A 17,875-nucleotide genomic window follows, 5' to 3' on the forward strand; every position below is an offset into this window, starting at 1 on the left:
CGCTTGCCTGTCGCGCCTCGGCACGGCATGGAATGGATGATGGCACAGGACGACAAGCTCACCCGGTATCGCGAGAGCATCGACAATATCGATGCTGCACTCGTGTTCATGCTCGCCGAGCGTTTCAAAATCACGCAGGCAGTCGGCGAATATAAGGCCACGACCAAGCTGCCGCCCGCTGACCCCGGTCGCGAAGAGCGGCAGATCGAGAGGCTGCGCCAATTGGCGAAAGACGCCAATCTCGACCCCGATTTCACCGAGAAATTCCTGCGCTTCATCATCGATGAAGTCATCCGCCATCATGAGCGGATAAGGGACGGGGCCGGTTAGAGCGCTTTTGGCAGTTTCAACCTGACCAACAATCCGCCCATATCCTCGCTTTCATCCAGTTCGATAGTGCCGTTGTAGATTTCGGCGACGTCGCGAACGATAGCCATACCAAGGCCAGTGCCAGGCTTCCCGCTATCGAGCCGTACGCCACGGTCGAAAATGCGCGCCCTGTCTTTTTGGGGGATACCGCGACCGTCATCCTCAATGATGATGCCAACCATATCGCCCTGATCCTCGACGGTGACGAAGACGCTGCCGCCACCATATTTGGCTGCGTTTTCGACCAGATTGCCGATCATTTCGTCCAGATCCTGTCGCTCTACACGCACCGCAACCTCTTTGTCGCCCGCCATGTCGAGGCGAACATGGCGGTATAAGCGCCCGACCGCGCGCTCGACCGATTCGAGGCTTTGCCAGACTTCGGCCCGGCTGTGGCTGTGTCCGCGCCGCCCGACCGCGCGGGCGCGGGCGAGATGGTGATCGACCTGTCGCCGCATGGTCGTAGCCTCGCGGATCACCGTCTCGGCAAGGTCGGGGGCCTGCGCCGTGGCGCTGTTCATGATAACCGTCAGTGGTGTCTTCAACGCATGCGCAAGATTGCCTGCATGGCGCCGCGCTTCCTCAGCTTGTTTCTCATTATGATCTAGCAATGCATTGAGTTCATTGACCATTGGCATCACCTCGTCGGGCAATGCCTCCTGAATGCGATGCTGTTTGCCGCTGCGCATCGCCGCAATTTCGCGGCGCACATCGCGAAGAGGCCATAATCCGTAAAAGGTCTGCAAAGCGGCCATGATGATCAGGCCAAAAGCGAGAACGGCAAAGGCTGTCGCGAGGACTGTTCGCAATTCCGTAATCTGGGCGTCCAAACTTTCGCGGCTTTGCGCCACTATGAATATCCAGCGTGTCTCGCTGTCGGGCAGTACGATCGCGCGTTCGACGATGCGCAATGGTTCTCCCGCAAACTCGGAGCTGCTGCGGAAATGCGGCACCGAATCTGCATGGCTGAAATCGACACGCAAGGTGCGGTCCCACAATGACCGCGACGGGAACGGCATTTTACCCTTGCCGCTGATTTGCCAATACAGCCCGCTATTCGGTTCCAGAAAGCGCTGGTCCCCCAAAGGCCGGTTCAGCCGGACTTCACCATCTGGGCCAATTTCGGCCGAGGCGATCATGGCCGTCAGCACATATTCCATCTGGTCGTCGAAATTGTCCGACACCGCGTTGACCAGTACACGGTCAAGCGCGAGTCCGCCTGCGATCAGCAACAGGGTTATCCAGCCTGCGGCGATGATGATCATGCGCCGGCTCAAATAGCCGGTGCCGGTTGTCCGTTCGGCCTTACCCGCAGGCGAAACTATAACGGGTTCGCCCTCTGCCATCGGTTTAGCCGCGCGATTCTTCCAGGCTGTAGCCAAGACCACGGATCGTCGAAATCACGTCCTGACCCAATTTCTTGCGGATGCGCGTGACGAACACTTCGATCGTGTTCGAATCGCGGTCGAAATCCTGATCGTAAATATGTTCGATCAATTCGGTGCGGCTAACGACCTTGCCCTTATGGTGCATCAGGTACGACAGCAGCTTATATTCCTGCGCCGTCAGCTTCACCGGCTCGCCGTTCAGCGTGACTCGGCCCGATCGGGTATCGAGGCGAACATCGCCTGCGGTCAGTTCAGACGAGGCATTACCTGAAGCACGGCGAATAAGCGCACGCAACCGGGCAATCAGCTCTTCGGTCTGGAAGGGCTTTGCGAGATAATCATCGGCACCTGCGTCGAGGCCTGCAACCTTGTCCGACCAACTGTCACGCGCGGTCAGCACCAGCACGGGGAATTTCTTCCCCTCACGCCGCCAGCGGTCGAGGACGGTCAGTCCGTCGACCTCGGGAAGGCCAAGATCAAGGATCACCGCGTCGTAATTTTCGGTCGAACCCATGAAATGGCCGTCTTCGCCATCGGTCGACAGGTCCACAGCATAGCCGGCACCTTCCAGTGTCGATTTGAGCTGCTGCCCGAGTGTCGGTTCATCTTCCACGATCAGGATGCGCATGTCGCTTCCTTGCTCCCTATGGCTATTATTGATTTACCGGAGATAACAGATTGAACGGCAGGCGCAAACCAAAGGCTGCGCCTAGCGCTGGCGCAATACACTGCCCGAACGCGCATCGACATCAACGAAGATGACGCGGCCCGAATCAATGAATTTAAGGCGATACACCTGCGCACTGCCATCATATTCAGGGCCCAGATATTCCATCCCGCGCATCCGGGGCACTACGCGCCCTTCGATTTCGCGCAGGGACAGAACCTTGCCCGAATTCATCTGCTCACGCGCCTTGACCTGATCATCACCCTTGCGGGCATGGATGGGGGCTGTGATGCTGACGGTTCCCAGCGTGATGGACAGCAGGAGCAGGACGGCTTTTTTCATATCACCCATGTGCAATGACGGCATTGAACCAAGTCTGAACGACGCGTCAAGGATTTGGAAAGGATAAAGCCGCCCCGCATCACTTTTTACTTCACCATTTCAAAGGTGAAATTCATCGTCGAGCCGATGCGCACCTGACCTGGCGCAATGGGCGTATCTTTGGCCGAGGATTGTTCGCGCACCGCCATCACCGGCATCGGATATCCGCCAAAGTCGCCGGATTGCTCCTCGACCCGCAACACGCGCGCGCTGGCATAGCCAGCTTTGCGCGCGATCGCGTTCGCCCGCTTCATTGCGTTGTCCCACACCTTGTCGCGCGCAGTTTCCTTCAGCTTGCTATCATCATCGACCGAGAAGCTCGGGCCGTTGAAGTTTGTAGCACCATCGCTAGCCAGCGCGTCGAGGAACTGCGGCAATTTCTTCAGATCGCGCAGTTTGGCGGTGACAGTGTTGTTCGCTTCAAACCCGCGAAAAACCTGCCGCCCTTCGTTGTAATCAAACTGCTGGTTGAGCGATATCTGGGTCGTCTGGATATCCTTGTCGGCAATCCCAAGCTTTTTGAGCCGCGCGATGACCGAAGACATCTGCATGTTGTTCTGCCGGACTGCTTCATTCGCGGTCAGGGCGAGCGTCTGCACGCCGGTTGAGAAACTGGCGACATCCGGTGTGGTATCGACATATTCGGTCACCGAAAGGTCGATGACGGGATTGGTTGCAGTGATGTGGACTTCGGTTGCCATTGCTTGCCCCGTGATGCTGCCGGTTGCCAAAAGTGCGGCGATAATCAGCTTGCGCATAGATACTCCTTCTTGCGATCAGATCGCGGAATTGCGCGCAAACTCTATATAGGTTTCGCGCAATTTCCGCGTGATCGGCCCGCATGTGCCATCCCCAAGCTGAACGCCATCTATACGGGTGACTGGAAGAACGAAGGCAGAGGCGGCGGTCACCATTGCCTCGGCAGCGTCCTTGGCTTCCTCTACAGTGAAGGATCGCGTCTCGACCTCGACAACGCCCTGACGCGCCAGTTCGAGCACCGCCGACTGGGTGATGCCATGCAGGATGCTGCTGTCGAGCGGATGGGTGATGAGCTTGCCCTGCTTCGTAACAATGTGTGCATTTTGCGAACTGCCCTCGGTGACGAAGCCGTCGCGCACCAGCCAGGCATCGTCGGCCCCGCACGCCTTGGCCTCGGCCTTCATCAGTGAGGCGTAGAGCAATTGTGTCGTCTTCACATGCGCCATCTGCCAGCGGCGGTCGGGCAGCGTGACCACGGAAACCCCACTTTCCGCCTGTGGCCGGTCCACGAGCGGAGCGTTTTGGGTGAAGCCGACGATGGTCGGCTGAAGCTCGGCTGACGGAAAAAGGAAATCGCGATCCCCCGGATTGCCGCGTGTGACCTCAAAATAGATCATGCCTTCGGTCAGCGCGTTGCGCGCGGCGAGTTCGCGGCACATGGTGAGCAGCTCTTCGCGCCCCGGCGGCTGCGGCATGCGCAGCTCGGCCATCGAACGATGCAAGCGAGCGACATGGCCATCAAAATCGATCAGCTTGCCATCGATAACCGAGACAACTTCATACACCGCATCTGCGAACAGAAAGCCGCGGTCAAAGACCGACACCTTGGCTTCAGTTTCGGGGACATATTGGCCGTTGAGATAGACTGTGCGCATGGATTGGCTTTGCGCGAGAGCTTGCATCGCGTCAACCTTCCCCCTATCCGCCGCGCACCATGCGTGCCCCTCCCATCCTGTCCTACGAAGATCTCTCGCTGCAGCAAGGCGCTGGCTGGCTGTTTAGCGACATCGATGTCTTCATCGGTCCGCGCGACCGGCTGGCGCTGATCGGACGTAATGGCGCGGGCAAGACGACGTTGATGAAACTAGTCGCCGGAATACTCGAACCCGACAAGGGCAAGCGGACTGTGGTTCCGGGCACCAATATCGTGATACTCGAACAGGACCCTGATTTTGCGCCGTTCGAAAAGCTGATCGACTATTGTCTGTCAGGCGAACGCGCTCCACCCGAGCATGAAATCCGCAGCATTGCAGACCAGTTGGGTATCGATCTTGACCGCGAGGCCAAGACCGCGAGCGGCGGCGAACGGCGGCGTGCTGCGATCTGCCGCGCGCTGGCGAGCGAGCCTGACCTGCTGCTTCTCGACGAACCGACCAACCATCTTGATCTGGCGGCGATTGAGTGGCTCGAAGACTGGCTGACTCGCTATAAGGGTGCCTTCATGGTCATCAGCCATGACCGCACTTTCCTTACCCGCCTGACGCGCCAGACTTTCTGGCTTGATCGGGGCAGCCTGCGCCGTAACGAAATCGGTTTTGGTGGCTATGAGGCATGGATGGAGGCGGTCTATGCCGAAGAGGCCCGCGCGGCGGACAAGCTTGATGCCAAGCTGAAGATCGAGGCGCACTGGCTTGAACGCGGGGTCACCGCGCGGCGCAAACGCAATCAGGGGCGGCTGGCGAAATTGTGGGAAATGCGCGCACAACGTGCGGCGATGCTCGGCCCGCAAGGCACGGCCAAGCTGGCGGCGGCTTCTGACGAATCCAAGACCAAGACGGTGATTGCGGCCGAGGGCGTTTCCAAAAGCTTTGGTGACCGCAAGATTATCCGCGACTTCACCCTGCGCATCCAGCGCGGCGACCGTATCGGTATCGTCGGCGCCAATGGAACCGGCAAGACCACGCTGATCCGGATGCTGACCGGCGAAATGCAGCCGGATGAGGGCAAGATCACCCTGTCGAAAACGCTGACGGGCATCATCATCGACCAGCAACGCAAATTGCTTTTGCCAGAAAAGAAGGTGCGCGATGTGCTCGCTGACGGCAGCGACTGGATTGTCGTGCGCGGACACAAAAAGCATATTCAGGGCTATCTAAAGGAATTCCTTTTCGACCCCAATCTGGTCGAGGCGCGGATCGGAACGCTCTCGGGTGGTGAACGCTCACGCCTGCTGCTCGCGCGCGAATTTGCGCGTGAAGCGAACCTGCTGGTGCTCGACGAACCCACCAACGATCTCGACCTTGAAACGCTCGACCTGTTACAGGAAGTCATCGCCGATTATGAAGGCACCGTGCTGATCGTCAGCCATGACCGCGATTTCCTTGACCGCACGGTGACATTGACGCTCGGTCTCGATGGATCGGGTAAAGTTGATATCATCGCGGGCGGTTATGCTGACTGGGAAGCCAAGCGCGACCGCCGCCCGCAAAATGCAGCCAAAACGCAGAAGGCGGCACAGCCCCCCACGGCCCCTCCACCACCTAAGGCCGTCAAACTGACGTACAAGGACCAGCGCGACTATGATCTGCTGCCAAAGCGGATCGAAGATATCGATGCGGAAATTGCCAAAGCGGAAGCCGAACTGTTCGACGCCAGTCTCTACACGCGCAATCCAAAGCGGTTTGCGGACCTCACATCGGCAATCGATGCATTGCGCGCCGAAAAGGATGCGGCAGAGGAGCGCTGGCTTGAACTGGCTGAGATGGTCGAGGCACTCGCATCCTGATCACCCCGGCAACCGGTAATAATCCCCCAGCCGGTCGAGCGCGATACGTAGCACCAGCTTTCCTGATCGAAGCGGCCATCCCATCGCCTTTTCTGCCACGGGCACGCCCTCGCCTGCGCAGATCACCCGCCATGCGATATCGCTCAGATCGCGGCCAAGCGCCATCATGGCGTCATCGAAACGTTGCTTGGCGTGCAGCACGCGTTCGGTGGGCGTGAAGGGCGATGGCGCACTGCGTTTTCCACGCGAAACGGGTGATGAATCCCAAGCCATCGTGGTCCGCGCACCCAGACAAGCGCATTCATAATCGCTGCGCAGTTTTTCTCCCGCCAGCAATTGCCGGTCGGACAAATGGCCATGCGCGTGCAGCCAGGACAGTGGAGATTCGGACAGGTTGACGGTGACGGTTCGCTTGGGTTTGTAACGCGAACCGTCATCGGTCGGGTCGGGTAGCGCACGTTCAACGAGCATGCGGGGGTCGCGAAATTTGTCGGGTTCGCTGGCTGAATTGCGACGCGGCATGAGGTCTCCTTCGAATCGTTGAAAAGGCCTATTGCCATTTGGAGAATTATGTAGGACAGTGAAAACCTATTTGGTTATCGAAAGATCTTTTGATGCTGCACCGAATCCGTGAAGTCCGCCGCGCCAAGGGATATACCCTGCTCGACGTCGCCGAACGCTGCGACCCGCCCACCACCGCGCAGACCATAGGCCGTCTGGAAACCGGAACGCGCACCTTGTCGCTCGATTGGCTCAACCGAATAGCCGATGCTTTGGGCGTCGACGCCAGCGAATTGGTGCAGCTGCCCGATCAGGAAGAACTACCGGTTGCTGCCCATCTGGGTATCGACGGTGTGCAAGCACCAACCAAAACCGATACGATGGTCGCGCCGCGCCTGGTCGGTGAAATGGTGGGGCTTCGGGTCATGGACAGCATCGGCGACTATCGGCGCGGCGATGAAATATGGTGCGAGCAAATGCCGCCCGAACGCTTTGCCGAGGCGCTCAATTGCGATATTCTGGTCCCCCGCCCTGCAGGTCGCTTCCTGTTCGGAAGACTGTTGGGGCGCGAGGATGGAAAGTTGCACTTGCTCCCGCTCGCTGCAGGTGCCCGCCAGCAGGTGGTAGCTGACCCCGCATGGATTGCGCGCGCAAGTAAGCTGGTTCGCTCGCTTTAAAACCATGCGCATTCTCTCGCTCTCGACCCTTTATCCCAGCGCCGCCGCGCCAAATTTCGGGCGTTTTGTCGAACTGTCGCTCGACGCCGCCGACGCCACAGGTGAAGTCGAGATTATCCGCATCAGCCCCAAAGGCCTGCCGCCCTGGCCGCTGTCCAAACTGCTTTCTGCCTATCGCCGGCGATCTGCATTGCAGCAAGAAGACGCTTGCAACGGAAAGGCAGTGCTGCGGCCCCATTTCACTTTGTTCCCCCGAATGGCCCCGGCCCGCAATGCCGCCGCCATTGCCAAGGCCGTGCTACCCCTTGCCCGTCGCCTGCATGCGCAGCAGCCTTTCGATCTGGTCGATGCGCAATTCTTCTGGCCTGATGGCCCTGCAGCGATGCGAATTGCAGAAGCACTAGGTCTTCCTTTTTCGATCAAGGCGCGCGGCGCGGATATTCATTATTGGACGACAGTTGCCGGATGCCGCGAGCAGATTGTCGAGGCAGCGCGAAAGTCCACCGGATTGCTGGCCGTCTCAGACGCTATCAAAGACGATATCGTTGCACTGGGCGTCGATGCGACCAAGATACGGGTCCATCGTACCGGCATTGACCGCTCGCTTTTCAATATCCCGACCGAACCGCACAATATGCTGCGCGAACGGCTGCAAGTTCCAATTTATGAAGCGCTGCTTGTGTGCGTCGGCGCCCTCATTCCACGCAAAGGCCAAGCCTTTGCCATCAAGGCGATGGCGAAATTGCCAGACGCACGTCTAGCGCTCATCGGTGAAGGCGAAGACCGGCAAATGCTTGGAAAATTGGCGCACGAACTGGGGGTTGCTGAACGTGTCCACTTCCTCGGATCCTTACCCCATAGCGAAATTGCCCATTATCTGCAGGCCGCCGATGTCGCGGTGCTACCTTCGTCCAGCGAAGGCCTGGCCAACGCCTGGATAGAGGCTCTTGCCTGCGGAACGCAGCTGGTTATTACCGACACGGGCGGAGCGCGCGAAGTACTGCATTCCGACACAGCAGGCAGGATTGTCGAACGTGATGCCGAAGCTATAGCTGCAGCGGTGCACGAACTGCTTGCATCACCGCCCCACCGTGAGACGGTTGCGGCGACGGTCGCCGACTATAGCTGGGAGGCAAATGGCGCCGCGCTGGTCGCGCATTGGCGCCATTTACTGGTCAGGAAAGCTTAGACTTTTCCTTCGTTCAGTCGTTCGACCTTGCTGTCAGCGACCTTTTCGGCAGGCACAAAGCTGTCCGAATTCACCCCGAACCAGATGAGGAAGGGAGCCGACTGATAGATTGACGAATAGGAGCCGACGAAAATGCCAAAGGCCATCGCGACGCTGAAACCGAAGATTACGTCTGGCCCGAACAGCACCAGTACCACCAGCGGAGTCAATATGGTCAAGCTGGTCATGACTGTCCGCGACAATGTTTCGTTGACCGAAAGATCGAGCAGCGCAGGCAAATCCATCTTACGGAATTTCATCAGATTTTCGCGAATGCGGTCATAAATAACGATCGTATCGTTGAGCGAATAACCGATGATCGTCAGCAGCGCCGCGATGATGTTCAAATCGAATTCCATCTGCGTCAGCGCGAACAGGCCAAAGGTTAGCGTGATATCATGCACCAGCGCCCAAATTGCGCCCATGCCGAACTGCCATTCAAAGCGGAACCAGACATAGACCGCGACCCCCAATGCCGCAGCGATCAATGCGAAAAAGCCCTTTTCGAACAATTCGCTCGACACTTTGCCAGAGACCGAATCGACTCCGTCTATTCGAACTTTGGGATGGTCTTCCTTGATCTTGGCAACGATTTTTTCGGCCATGACATTCGCCAGTTCCGGCTTCTTGTCTGCTCCGTCGGGCAGCTTCATCCGGATCGAAACCTGGTTTTCCGCACCGAAGCGCTGGATGGTCGGCTCGCCATAACCCAATTCGCCGACGGACTCACGCAGCGCCTCAACCGGAGCGGCCTGTTCACCGACAAATGTCGTACGGATCATCTGGCCACCGATAAAATCCACGCCGAAATTCAGGCCACGCGTCGCGACCAGCGCGATGGATGCGACCATCAACAGGATCGAAACGCCGAAGGCGATATTCCGCCATTTGAGGAAGCCGATATTGGTATTGTCGGGAACGAGCTTCAAAAGTTTCATGGTTCGGCCCCTTGCCTCAAATATTCAGGTCTTGCGGACGGGCGCGCTTGACCCAGCGCGACACCCACATCCGTGTAAAGGTCACTGCCGTGAACACCGATGTCACGATGCCGATCATCAGAACCACGGCAAAGCCGCGGATCGGGCCCGAGCCAAAGATGAAGAGCAGCACAGCGGCAATGACGTTGGTGATATTCGCGTCGAAAATCGCACGGCTCGCTTCCTTATAACCATTTTCGATGGCCTGGATGACGCGTCGGCCCTTTCGTCGTTCTTCGCGTATGCGTTCGTTAATCAGCACGTTCGCGTCAACCGCTGCGCCGATGGTCAGCACGAAACCGGCAATGCCCGGCAGCGTCAGCGTTGCATTGAACATCGCCATAACCGCCAAAATCATCGCTACGTTCAGGACCAGAGCATAGCTCGCATAGATGCCGAACCGGCCGTATGACAGGATCATCCACATCAGTACGGCGGCGGTGCCGACCAGTGCGGCAATCATCCCGCTGCGGATCGAGTCCGCACCCAGATCAGGACCAACCGAGCGCTCCTCAACAACCTTCAGATTGACCGGCAAAGCGCCCGAGTTGAGCGCAATTGCCAGCTGGCTCGCGCTTTCCACAGTGAAGCTTCCCGAAATCTGCGACGTGCCGCCCAAAATTGGTTCATTGATCCGCGGCGCGGAAATGACCTGACCGTCAAGGATGATGGCGAACAGCTTACCGGTATTCTGCTGGGTCATACGGGCAAAGCGCTGACCACCCTCGCCATCAAACTGGATGATGACCACCGCTTCGTTTGTTTGCTGGTCGAAACTTTGCTGTGCGCCAGTCAACTTGTCGCCGGAAATGCCGCCGAGGCGGCGCACCGCGATATAGGGAATGCCCGTCGGGTTGTCGGGATAGGGCAAAACCTGGCTGCCGACTCGGGCCTTGCCCTGCGCGGTCTGCTCGGGGTCAGCGCCTTCATCGACCACCTTGAACTCCAGCTTGGCGGTCTTGCCGATCAGTTCCTTTAGCGCCTGCGGGTCGTCGAGGCCGGGCACCTGCACAACGATACGATCCGCACCCTGACGGATGATGGTTGGCTCCAGAGTGCCAACTGCGTTGATACGGCGATCGATAACGTCCTTGGCCGAATTCATTGCCTGGTCGAGCGCGGTAGTATTACCGGTTGCCGCCGGTATCAGGCTGATGCGGTTTCCGTCGGTGACTTCGATCGTCCAATCGCGTCCGCCAACGCTGTTTGCGATGATTGGCAGCAGCGCCTCGCGTGCCGCATCAATCTGCGCGGGATCGGTAACGATGAAGCTGAGCTTGCCGCCCGTTCGGGTTACACCTTCGATCGCAATGCGCGGTTCCGCGCGCCGCATCGCCGTACGAACGCTGTCTTCGATCGATTCCAGCCGGTCACGTGCCAATTGGGCAGTGTCTGCTTCCAAAAGGATGTGACTGCCGCCTGCAAGATCGAGCCCGAGGCTGATCGTTTGCTTGGGAACCCCGTCAGGAATGCGATCCAGCCAGCTTTTTGGCAGGAAACTTGGCAGCGCCAACAGCAGGCTCAACACAATCAGTATGTTGAGCATGATTACGCGCCAGCGTGGAAAATCCAGCATCACTCTATCCTTGTCGTCAGACAGCCTATGGCCGGATTATTCGTTTGCCGCTTTCAGCGTACGACTTTTCACGTCGGCAAGCGTCGATTTCAGCGCCTTTACCCGAACATTGGGGGCGATTTCGACTTCGACATGGTCATCGGCAACCTTGGTTACTTTGCCCATCAGACCGCCGCCGGTCACCACTTCGTCATTCTTGGCAACAGCCTCGATTTTCGCCGCATGCTCCTTCGCACGCTTTTGTTGCGGACGGATGAGCAGGAAGTAGAAAACGACGAAAATTAGCAGCAGCGGAAGTACCTGTACAAAAAAGGCGGCACCGGTCGAACCACCGGCAGCACCTGCTGCAGCTGCCGCGAATATCATGGACGATGTCATTATTGCTTTCCCCGATTGTTCTTGCTGGAGGGCAAATAGGAAGTGCCTCCGGAAAATCCAAGGCGCGCGGTTACCACCATGGTAAATCGCGTGCAACGGGAAAGCGTTTATCGGACAACAAGGCCCCTTGCTTTTACCGATGTGCCGCCATATAGGCCGCGCTCCGGTCGGGACGTAGCGCAGCCTGGTAGCGCATCACACTGGGGGTGTGGGGGTCGGAGGTTCGAATCCTCTCGTCCCGACCAATAATTTCAATAACTTAGATCCAATTATATGAGCGCCAACCGCGCTCTAAATGCCTCATGGTGCACTGATGGTGCACTTATTTAGAATATTCTTACATGATGCCGATCTGAAACTCACGAATCGATGCGAGTCTCGGTTCGATTCTTAGGCTGATTTACCTCCTGACGCGGACTTTTGATCGGCCTGTGCTGGCTTTGACTTGGTCAATAGTGGCGAATAAGGACGGCTCGATAGGACTGCACGGAGACGTGACGCCGCCATTTAGGGCGCGTAACCACGTTTAACTCTGTCGCGGCAAATAACCGCATTATGTTTCTAGTATGTTCTTTTTTTACTCTCAAAATTCCGTCCGGGAAACGGGATGATCGCAGCTACATTGCTTGCTTGTTACAAGCTTACCGGAAGAACCTATAATCACATTTTTTTGCAATCATTTTCACCTATTTGGAGAGCACATGATGCATGTGGCATTGTTAACCTGCACCGAGGTTATGCGTTTAGTTGGCATCAAGAGCAGGACTACTATTTGGCGAAGAATCCAGAACAAGACTTTTCCAGAGCCGGTAGATATTGGTGCTGGGCGAATTCGGTGGAGAGAAACTGATATTGAGCATTGGATTAATACGCTGCCCCAGCGGAGATATTGAAACCACTAACTCTTAATCAGCGGGTCGTGGGTTCGAACCCCTCAGCGTCTACCATTTTTTTCAATAAGTTAGCGCACTTCCAGCACCTGTTGATTTGGTTGCAGCAACCACCTAGCAATCACGTAAAATAGGGTGGCGTCGGATTGCCTAGCAATGACACGCGATTCCGATCATTTGTTTCAATTCCGAAATCACGGGGTTTTTACCCCCCCCCAAGTGTGAGTTGGCGATTTAGCTCAGGCCATCTTTTGCGGTGATGTTGGCCGCTCCAAGCTGCAATTTAGAATTTCGTTTGCCGACATAATTCCACATGTCATCCAGTTCAGCGGCCTCCACGAACTGCTGCCTCTGGAAATTGTTTTTCGCCCAGCGACGAAGATAGAACGCAAATTGCGCTCTCGGATGTTTCCCATCGCCTATAGCAAAGATGGCGTCGTATGGAGTTACATATGACCAAATCCGGGCCATATGGAGTGCTACTACGTCACTGTAGCCATCAGCCGTTGTCTTCATGGTGCTTTTCTCAGGACACCCTGGATCACAAACCAATCGTTTGACCATGTTAGGCGCCTTCAGCATGTAGGCTGCGAGAAAAGCTAAATCATCATCCGTCATATTGGCGCTAGGCGCGTGAACCATTGCTCCCTTGGCAATACGCTTAGCGACCGCCTGCTTACGCGTCGTTATCTTGATACCCTTTGCGCCGAACGAGTTCGGAAATCGCCTTTGAAGGCTTTTAGCTGCACGTTTGGGATTAGACTTGCCCTTTTCCCACCAAATGATGGAATGCACATGAGCTAGGATTTGCCTTCCACCTTTAGCGTGCCGTAGCGGATGAATGTCGATCGCTGCAATTCCATGTGCACCAAGATCTCGTATGGCCCGTCGAGCCTTGTGCTTCATCTTAACAATGTCGAGGTCAGGCGATGTGATTGCAGTTATTCCCTCATCCCAGCACAAAGTGAGGAAACCAAAAGAGATCTTTGCAACGGGTTTGTGATGCTCATTGAAATGGGAAATTAGCGATGCACTAAGGTAGTCCCATGTCATTAGCCGTACAGCCTTGTTCGACATAGGAAGATGGCCCGAAGGGTATTTCGTATTCAAAACCTGATCGAGCGTTCTGCGCTTGAAATTGCTTAACACTAATCTGGATATGGCTGCATTGAGCTTGTTCTCGTGGAAGTCAGCTACGCTTCGCTGAAGAAGGTTCTTCCCTCTTTTCCTAGCGGCTTGGTAATAGCCAGGCGTAGTAATGTCTTCATCATGATAGGTGATACCCATGTTCGAAAAAACTTTCTGAATGAAATGGTAGAATCCCCATGGATTGAACGATTGGGGATATGGAAATTGAGCTATATGGTCAGAAATGCTTGGCTAACATGCACAACGCGGCGAACTCAGCCGTCAACGTGGCATCTCAGCTTACTATTCCAACCAACCTATTACTCGTCTTTGCTACGAGTGATGCGTTACACCGTTCAGGTTGAACTATTTGGATCGATGATTTCGCAAAGATGAATGCGGCGCACACAACCTTCAGCGCCATGAATCCGCTGGACCGTGCATGCGGACAATTCATATTTATCGGATCGACAAAATTTCCGATTTGGGATGCCGGTAATGCGACAGCACACAGAGCAGATTTGATTGCTGATTTGGACAACGAGTTTTGATCAAACGGTTACCGAAAGTCTGATCGAGCGTCAGCAGCCTATGCTAAATTGTGAACGATGAGCACATTTGCAAACGCGAAGGCATAGTGAAATATGGATATTAAACTATTGTTTTAATGTCTTTTATTGACATTTTCGTTGAGCGCTGCTATACGTTAGGGTGCAATGGCGCTGTTTCATCAGAGCCACCGCCGATTCGCATTCATTGAAGGATAAGGCTGATGGAACGGTTACCCGCACGGGTGCTGGAAGAAGAAGATGTGCGCCGTGTGTTGGCCCATATTGCCACTTCCCGTTACCCACTGCGGAACCGTGTCATTGTACTTTTGTCGTTCAAAGCTGGTTTACGCGCATGCGAGATTTCAGGCCTGACTTGGCCGATGGTTCTTCGCACCGACTGCAGCGTTGATGATCAAATGCGGATCGCTCGTCACATTGCCAAGTACGGCAGCGCACGAACTATTCCTATGCATCCCGACCTTCGAAAGGCGTTGAGTGTCCATCATCGCTTGTTAGGCAGACCCCGTACAGGCTATGTTATTTGCTCCGAACGCAAAGGACGGATGACTCCACGTAGCATCGTCAATTGGTTTTCGGATGTCTATGCAACCTTAGCTCTGCCTGGTTGCTCGTCGCATAGCGGAAGGCGAACTTTCATTACCCGATCAGCACGCGCCATCGTAAAGGTGGGCGGTTCTTTGCGAGACGTACAAGAGCTTGCAGGTCATCGAGCCCTGACCACCACCGAGCGCTACATTATGGGTGACCGGGAAGCACAGCGACAATTGATGAGGTTAATCTAAGTGGCCGGTGGCGATCATCGCTCGAATGTTTCGCCAACCATCCAACACCATCCACTTCCCCAACCCATCGAACCGAAGAGCGCAGAGCTTTTGATAAGCAGGTCGCTGAAGCCATGGCAGCAAGGCGAGTTCGATAGCTTGTGTGGCATCTATGCCATCCTCAACGCGCTTCAGTTAGCTATGGCACCATATGAGCCGCTTTCACCGACAAAGGCGAAACAGCTTTTTCGATTTGCAATCGGCTTTCTCGAACAGCGCAAGGACCTCGGGGCCATTGTCGAGCACGGAATGGTCATCAAGCGCCAACGACAGCTCCTCAAATACCTCTTACCCTTTGCTTGTACCGAAACACTCCGTGTCACGGGAATGCATTTTGAAGCGCGCCATAAAAATCGCAGCCGATCGGCCGCAAATGATGCGCAACCTTCGATCGAGCAGCTATTTTCCTGGATGTCCAGCGAGGTCGCAAAACAACGCCCGGTTTTGATATGCCTACATAACACGCTTAATCACTATTCGGTTGTCAGTGGCATTGATCACAGCCGCATCCAACTCTTCGATAGCGACAATCATCGATATGTGAATCGCAGTTCATGCGGTGTCGACAGCGGACTCCATCACATCACACCGTCAGCCCTAACAGCAATTGTAGCTGAACCACGAGCGACGTCAGAGCGCCCCCCACCGATTTAGCCGCTTCAAACCCTCCCAACATCTGAAAGAAAGGACCAACATGGAAACCACCCGAAAGGATAGCTGCGTCCAGCGGACAGAGCGCATACGAGAACTGAATGATGCATTTCGAACCACGGGTAAAGATGGCCTCACTCTCATCACTCCTGGTATCCAGCAGCTTGGCATTTATGCTCAGCTTCTGATCGTCGATCAGATACGCACGTTTGACGCATTCGATGAAGCAAATGATCCGTATCGAGAGCATGATTTTGGCTCCATCGACTTCCAAGGCCAGCGCATCTTTTGGAAAATCGATTGTTACGATCTCGACATGGAGATGTACTCACCCGACCCGACTGACCCAGAAGTAACAGCCCGAGTGCTCACCATCATGCTGGCGAGCGAGTATTAAAGTGGATTGGCGGCAATCAGCGCTGTGCGTTTGTTGGGCTCAACAATTGAGCAGCCGTCATGCCCAACACTTTGGCCAATCTGTCAACAACATCAATGGTGGGGTTGTAAACGCTGCGCTCGAGCGAGCTGACATAAGTTCGATCAATATCTGCAAGATGAGCAAGTTCTTCTTGCGACAAGCCTCTCGCCAATCGCTCCCTCTTCAAATTTTGAGCGAAGATTTTTCTGATTTCCATCGCGCAAGATGGAACTGCTTTGCTGAGTATTTAACAACGGAGTATACTCGACAAAATAGGTTTGTTATGCTTCATCAAGTCACCAAGAAGGATTGGATTCAACGATGTCATTTAAACTAACAAGCATGAGCTTGCCGGTTCTACTTTCATACGAAACAGCAGTTGCAAGTGCCTCACCACCAGCTGCGATAAAATACTCCAGATCCTACGATGCTTGCATTGCTCAAGCTGAGGGCAGTGATCCAGCAATGTCCGAGTGTTTGCTCGACGAGCTCGATATACAGGATGCAAAGCTCAACCAGACCTACAAATTGGTGATGCGTCGATTGACGCAGCCCAAAAAGATCGAGCTTCGCAATTTACAGCGCGCTTGGATCGTTAAACGCGACCGGCAATGTGAGCGAGCTGCAGCTCCGGAACAAGGCGGCACACTGTATCTGATACTATATCGAAGCTGCCTTGTTGACGAAACCTTAGAGCGCACGCGCTTCCTCGAAAACTACTGAACAATTTCTCCCTACCCCACTTCCAGCTTATGGAGTTCATCGCATGGCGTTCATCGTTTCGCTTTTCAAATATGTCATTTTCGCATTCATTTTTGTTGTGCTGGTAGGGCTCGTGCTGGGCCTCATCTGGGCAGCAGATACCGGCCTCTTTGCATCGTCAGAATTCACATTCGGCACCATTCTCGCGCTTACAACCGGTGGAATATTGTTTATTCTCTATATCGGCGCGATTGCGATACTTGTTTCGCTACACGACAGACATCGTGAACTAGTAGAAGGTGTCATCCGTATCGCCGACGAACTCGAACGGGTTGCCCGCGAAGGTTCCAAATCATGAAGCGCAGCAAAAAACATATCTGGACAGGACTGGGCTTTGTCGCCACCGCAATCATCACTGCGGCGATGATCTATTTTGGCATGATGATCGCTTCGACTAGCGACAACCGCAAAGATCAGTTCGCTGTTGCAAAGAATGCCAAAATCTCTGCAAATTCGTTACGGCATGAGCGGCCAGTTACGACTTCCAACGAAAAAGAAGTCGAGCCAGAATTGGAGCTGCCTACCAAGGAATGGTTGGTTGGCAGTTGGCGCAGTGCTGACCCTGATGAAAACCCGATGTTGGTCGCATCGTGTGACACGGATAACATCATCACGTTCGAACCAAGTGGCAAATATCGTATGGATGGCAGCTACGGGAACTATGATCTCAACGGTCTGACGCTAACCTATGGGAACAACGTTCATGTGGATTATGAGATGCCTGAAGGCGAGCAAGAAGATTACAGCGAATATGATCAACGCATAACGGCTACAATTGATCGCCAGGCACCAAATGTCTTACTTCACGATGGCAACCGGATGGTGCGGTGTACGAGCCAATAAAGGCAATCGTCGACGCCATCGCGATTATCAGAATAGGCATTCCCTTTAATATTCTGTTTGCTCTTGAATGTCGGCTTGGGTCCATCGTCGGACGCTAAACCTGTTGCGAAGCTTGAAGCGATCAGCCTTCCAAACTCATGACAAAACTGCAAATTTGTCATGGG

22 protein-coding genes and 1 tRNA gene are annotated in these 17,875 nt (G+C 55.1%); 12 read left to right on the forward strand and 11 right to left on the reverse strand.

Annotation, left to right across the window (positions count from 1 at the left end):
• The first annotated feature begins 36 nt into the window (after positions 1-36).
• Entirely contained in the window at positions 37-330 is a 294-nt protein-coding gene (locus DXH95_RS08460; RefSeq protein ID WP_420822289.1) for a chorismate mutase, read from the forward strand.
• Here the strand turns inward: DXH95_RS08460 and DXH95_RS08465 are convergent.
• The 5 genes from DXH95_RS08465 to DXH95_RS08485 all read right to left on the reverse strand — a co-directional run bounded on the left by DXH95_RS08465 (position 327) and on the right by DXH95_RS08485 (position 4,439).
• Positions 327-1,634, reverse strand: a complete 1,308-nt coding sequence (locus DXH95_RS08465; protein WP_115549484.1) for a sensor histidine kinase — start codon at positions 1,632-1,634, stop codon at positions 327-329. The two genes, DXH95_RS08460 and DXH95_RS08465, sit on opposite strands and share 4 nt — an antisense overlap.
• Positions 1,635-1,719: 85 nt before the next feature.
• Positions 1,720-2,385, reverse strand: a complete 666-nt coding sequence (locus DXH95_RS08470; protein WP_115548915.1) for a response regulator transcription factor — start codon at positions 2,383-2,385, stop codon at positions 1,720-1,722.
• Between the two features lie 81 nt (positions 2,386-2,466).
• Complete coding sequence (locus DXH95_RS08475; RefSeq protein WP_115549485.1) at positions 2,467-2,766, reverse strand: PepSY domain-containing protein; 300 nt, start codon at positions 2,764-2,766, stop codon at positions 2,467-2,469.
• Positions 2,767-2,852: 86 nt separating this feature from the next.
• On the reverse strand, positions 2,853-3,563 hold the full coding sequence (locus DXH95_RS08480; RefSeq protein WP_115548916.1) for an SIMPL domain-containing protein: 711 nt from the start codon (positions 3,561-3,563) through the stop codon (positions 2,853-2,855).
• Between the two features lie 18 nt (positions 3,564-3,581).
• Positions 3,582-4,439, reverse strand: coding sequence for a D-amino-acid transaminase (locus DXH95_RS08485; protein ID WP_115548917.1), 858 nt, complete (start codon positions 4,437-4,439; stop codon positions 3,582-3,584).
• Between the two features lie 59 nt (positions 4,440-4,498).
• Between DXH95_RS08485 and DXH95_RS08490 the strand changes: the two genes are divergently transcribed.
• A complete protein-coding gene (locus tag DXH95_RS08490; RefSeq protein WP_115548918.1) occupies positions 4,499-6,289 on the forward strand; it encodes an ABC-F family ATP-binding cassette domain-containing protein in 1,791 nt (596 codons plus the stop codon).
• Here DXH95_RS08490 and DXH95_RS08495 read toward each other — a convergent pair whose 3' ends face one another.
• Positions 6,290-6,811, reverse strand: a complete 522-nt coding sequence (locus DXH95_RS08495; protein ID WP_220272247.1) for a DUF6456 domain-containing protein — start codon at positions 6,809-6,811, stop codon at positions 6,290-6,292.
• Between the two features lie 92 nt (positions 6,812-6,903).
• Here DXH95_RS08495 and DXH95_RS08500 point away from each other — a divergent pair, with 92 nt between their 5' ends.
• Positions 6,904-7,467, forward strand: a complete 564-nt coding sequence (locus tag DXH95_RS08500) for a helix-turn-helix domain-containing protein (protein WP_115548919.1) — start codon at positions 6,904-6,906, stop codon at positions 7,465-7,467.
• Between the two features lie 4 nt (positions 7,468-7,471).
• Positions 7,472-8,656, forward strand: coding sequence for a glycosyltransferase (locus tag DXH95_RS08505; protein WP_115548920.1), 1,185 nt, complete (start codon positions 7,472-7,474; stop codon positions 8,654-8,656).
• Here DXH95_RS08505 and secF read toward each other — a convergent pair.
• The 3 genes from secF to yajC are packed head-to-tail and all read right to left on the reverse strand — an operon-like array spanning position 8,653 to position 11,614.
• Positions 8,653-9,633 carry a protein translocase subunit SecF gene (gene secF, locus DXH95_RS08510; RefSeq protein ID WP_115548921.1) on the reverse strand — a complete coding sequence of 327 codons (981 nt, stop codon included), beginning with the start codon at positions 9,631-9,633 and terminating at the stop codon, positions 8,653-8,655. The two genes, DXH95_RS08505 and secF, sit on opposite strands and share 4 nt — an antisense overlap.
• A 16-nt stretch (positions 9,634-9,649) precedes the next feature.
• Positions 9,650-11,248, reverse strand: coding sequence for a protein translocase subunit SecD (gene secD, locus DXH95_RS08515; protein WP_115548922.1), 1,599 nt, complete (start codon positions 11,246-11,248; stop codon positions 9,650-9,652).
• A gap of 36 nt (positions 11,249-11,284) precedes the next feature.
• Positions 11,285-11,614: a preprotein translocase subunit YajC gene (gene yajC, locus DXH95_RS08520; RefSeq protein ID WP_115548923.1), complete on the reverse strand. Its 330-nt coding sequence runs from the start codon at positions 11,612-11,614 to the stop codon at positions 11,285-11,287.
• Between the two features lie 180 nt (positions 11,615-11,794).
• On the opposite strand from yajC, the gene DXH95_RS08525 reads away from it, so the two are divergent.
• Together DXH95_RS08525 and DXH95_RS08530 are read left to right on the forward strand one after the other, a co-directional pair.
• A tRNA-Pro gene (locus DXH95_RS08525) sits at positions 11,795-11,871 on the forward strand.
• 459 nt (positions 11,872-12,330) lie between these two features.
• The gene (locus tag DXH95_RS08530) at positions 12,331-12,519 is read left to right on the forward strand and encodes a helix-turn-helix transcriptional regulator (RefSeq protein WP_275401832.1); all 189 of its coding nucleotides are present in this window, start codon (positions 12,331-12,333) and stop codon (positions 12,517-12,519) included.
• Positions 12,520-12,750: 231 nt separating this feature from the next.
• Here DXH95_RS08530 and DXH95_RS08535 read toward each other — a convergent pair whose 3' ends face one another.
• On the reverse strand, positions 12,751-13,803 hold the full coding sequence (locus tag DXH95_RS08535) for a hypothetical protein (protein WP_115548925.1): 1,053 nt from the start codon (positions 13,801-13,803) through the stop codon (positions 12,751-12,753).
• A 613-nt stretch (positions 13,804-14,416) separates the two neighbouring features.
• Between DXH95_RS08535 and DXH95_RS08540 the strand changes: the two genes are divergently transcribed.
• The 3 genes from DXH95_RS08540 to DXH95_RS08550 are packed head-to-tail and all read left to right on the forward strand — an operon-like array spanning position 14,417 to position 16,085.
• Positions 14,417-14,998 carry a tyrosine-type recombinase/integrase gene (locus tag DXH95_RS08540; protein WP_115548926.1) on the forward strand — a complete coding sequence of 194 codons (582 nt, stop codon included), beginning with the start codon at positions 14,417-14,419 and terminating at the stop codon, positions 14,996-14,998.
• Entirely contained in the window at positions 14,999-15,691 is a 693-nt protein-coding gene (locus DXH95_RS08545; RefSeq protein WP_115548927.1) for a hypothetical protein, read from the forward strand.
• Between the two features lie 40 nt (positions 15,692-15,731).
• Positions 15,732-16,085 carry a DUF3768 domain-containing protein gene (locus DXH95_RS08550; protein WP_115548928.1) on the forward strand — a complete coding sequence of 118 codons (354 nt, stop codon included), beginning with the start codon at positions 15,732-15,734 and terminating at the stop codon, positions 16,083-16,085.
• 16 nt (positions 16,086-16,101) lie between these two features.
• Here the strand turns inward: DXH95_RS08550 and DXH95_RS08555 are convergent, their stop codons facing one another.
• Positions 16,102-16,323, reverse strand: a complete 222-nt coding sequence (locus tag DXH95_RS08555; RefSeq protein ID WP_115548929.1) for a helix-turn-helix domain-containing protein — start codon at positions 16,321-16,323, stop codon at positions 16,102-16,104.
• Between the two features lie 104 nt (positions 16,324-16,427).
• Here DXH95_RS08555 and DXH95_RS08560 point away from each other — a divergent pair, with 104 nt between their 5' ends.
• The 3 genes from DXH95_RS08560 to DXH95_RS08570 are packed head-to-tail and all read left to right on the forward strand — an operon-like array spanning position 16,428 to position 17,711.
• Complete coding sequence (locus DXH95_RS08560) at positions 16,428-16,829, forward strand: lysozyme inhibitor LprI family protein (RefSeq protein ID WP_115548930.1); 402 nt, start codon at positions 16,428-16,430, stop codon at positions 16,827-16,829.
• Between the two features lie 43 nt (positions 16,830-16,872).
• A complete protein-coding gene (locus DXH95_RS08565) occupies positions 16,873-17,166 on the forward strand; it encodes a hypothetical protein (protein WP_115548931.1) in 294 nt (97 codons plus the stop codon).
• A complete protein-coding gene (locus DXH95_RS08570; protein ID WP_115548932.1) occupies positions 17,163-17,711 on the forward strand; it encodes a hypothetical protein in 549 nt (182 codons plus the stop codon). Before DXH95_RS08565 ends, DXH95_RS08570 begins: the two co-directional genes overlap by 4 nt.
• The last annotated feature ends 164 nt before the right edge of the window (positions 17,712-17,875 follow it).

The organism is Sphingorhabdus pulchriflava, assembly GCF_003367235.1.
GTDB lineage: Bacteria > Pseudomonadota > Alphaproteobacteria > Sphingomonadales > Sphingomonadaceae > Sphingorhabdus_B > Sphingorhabdus_B pulchriflava.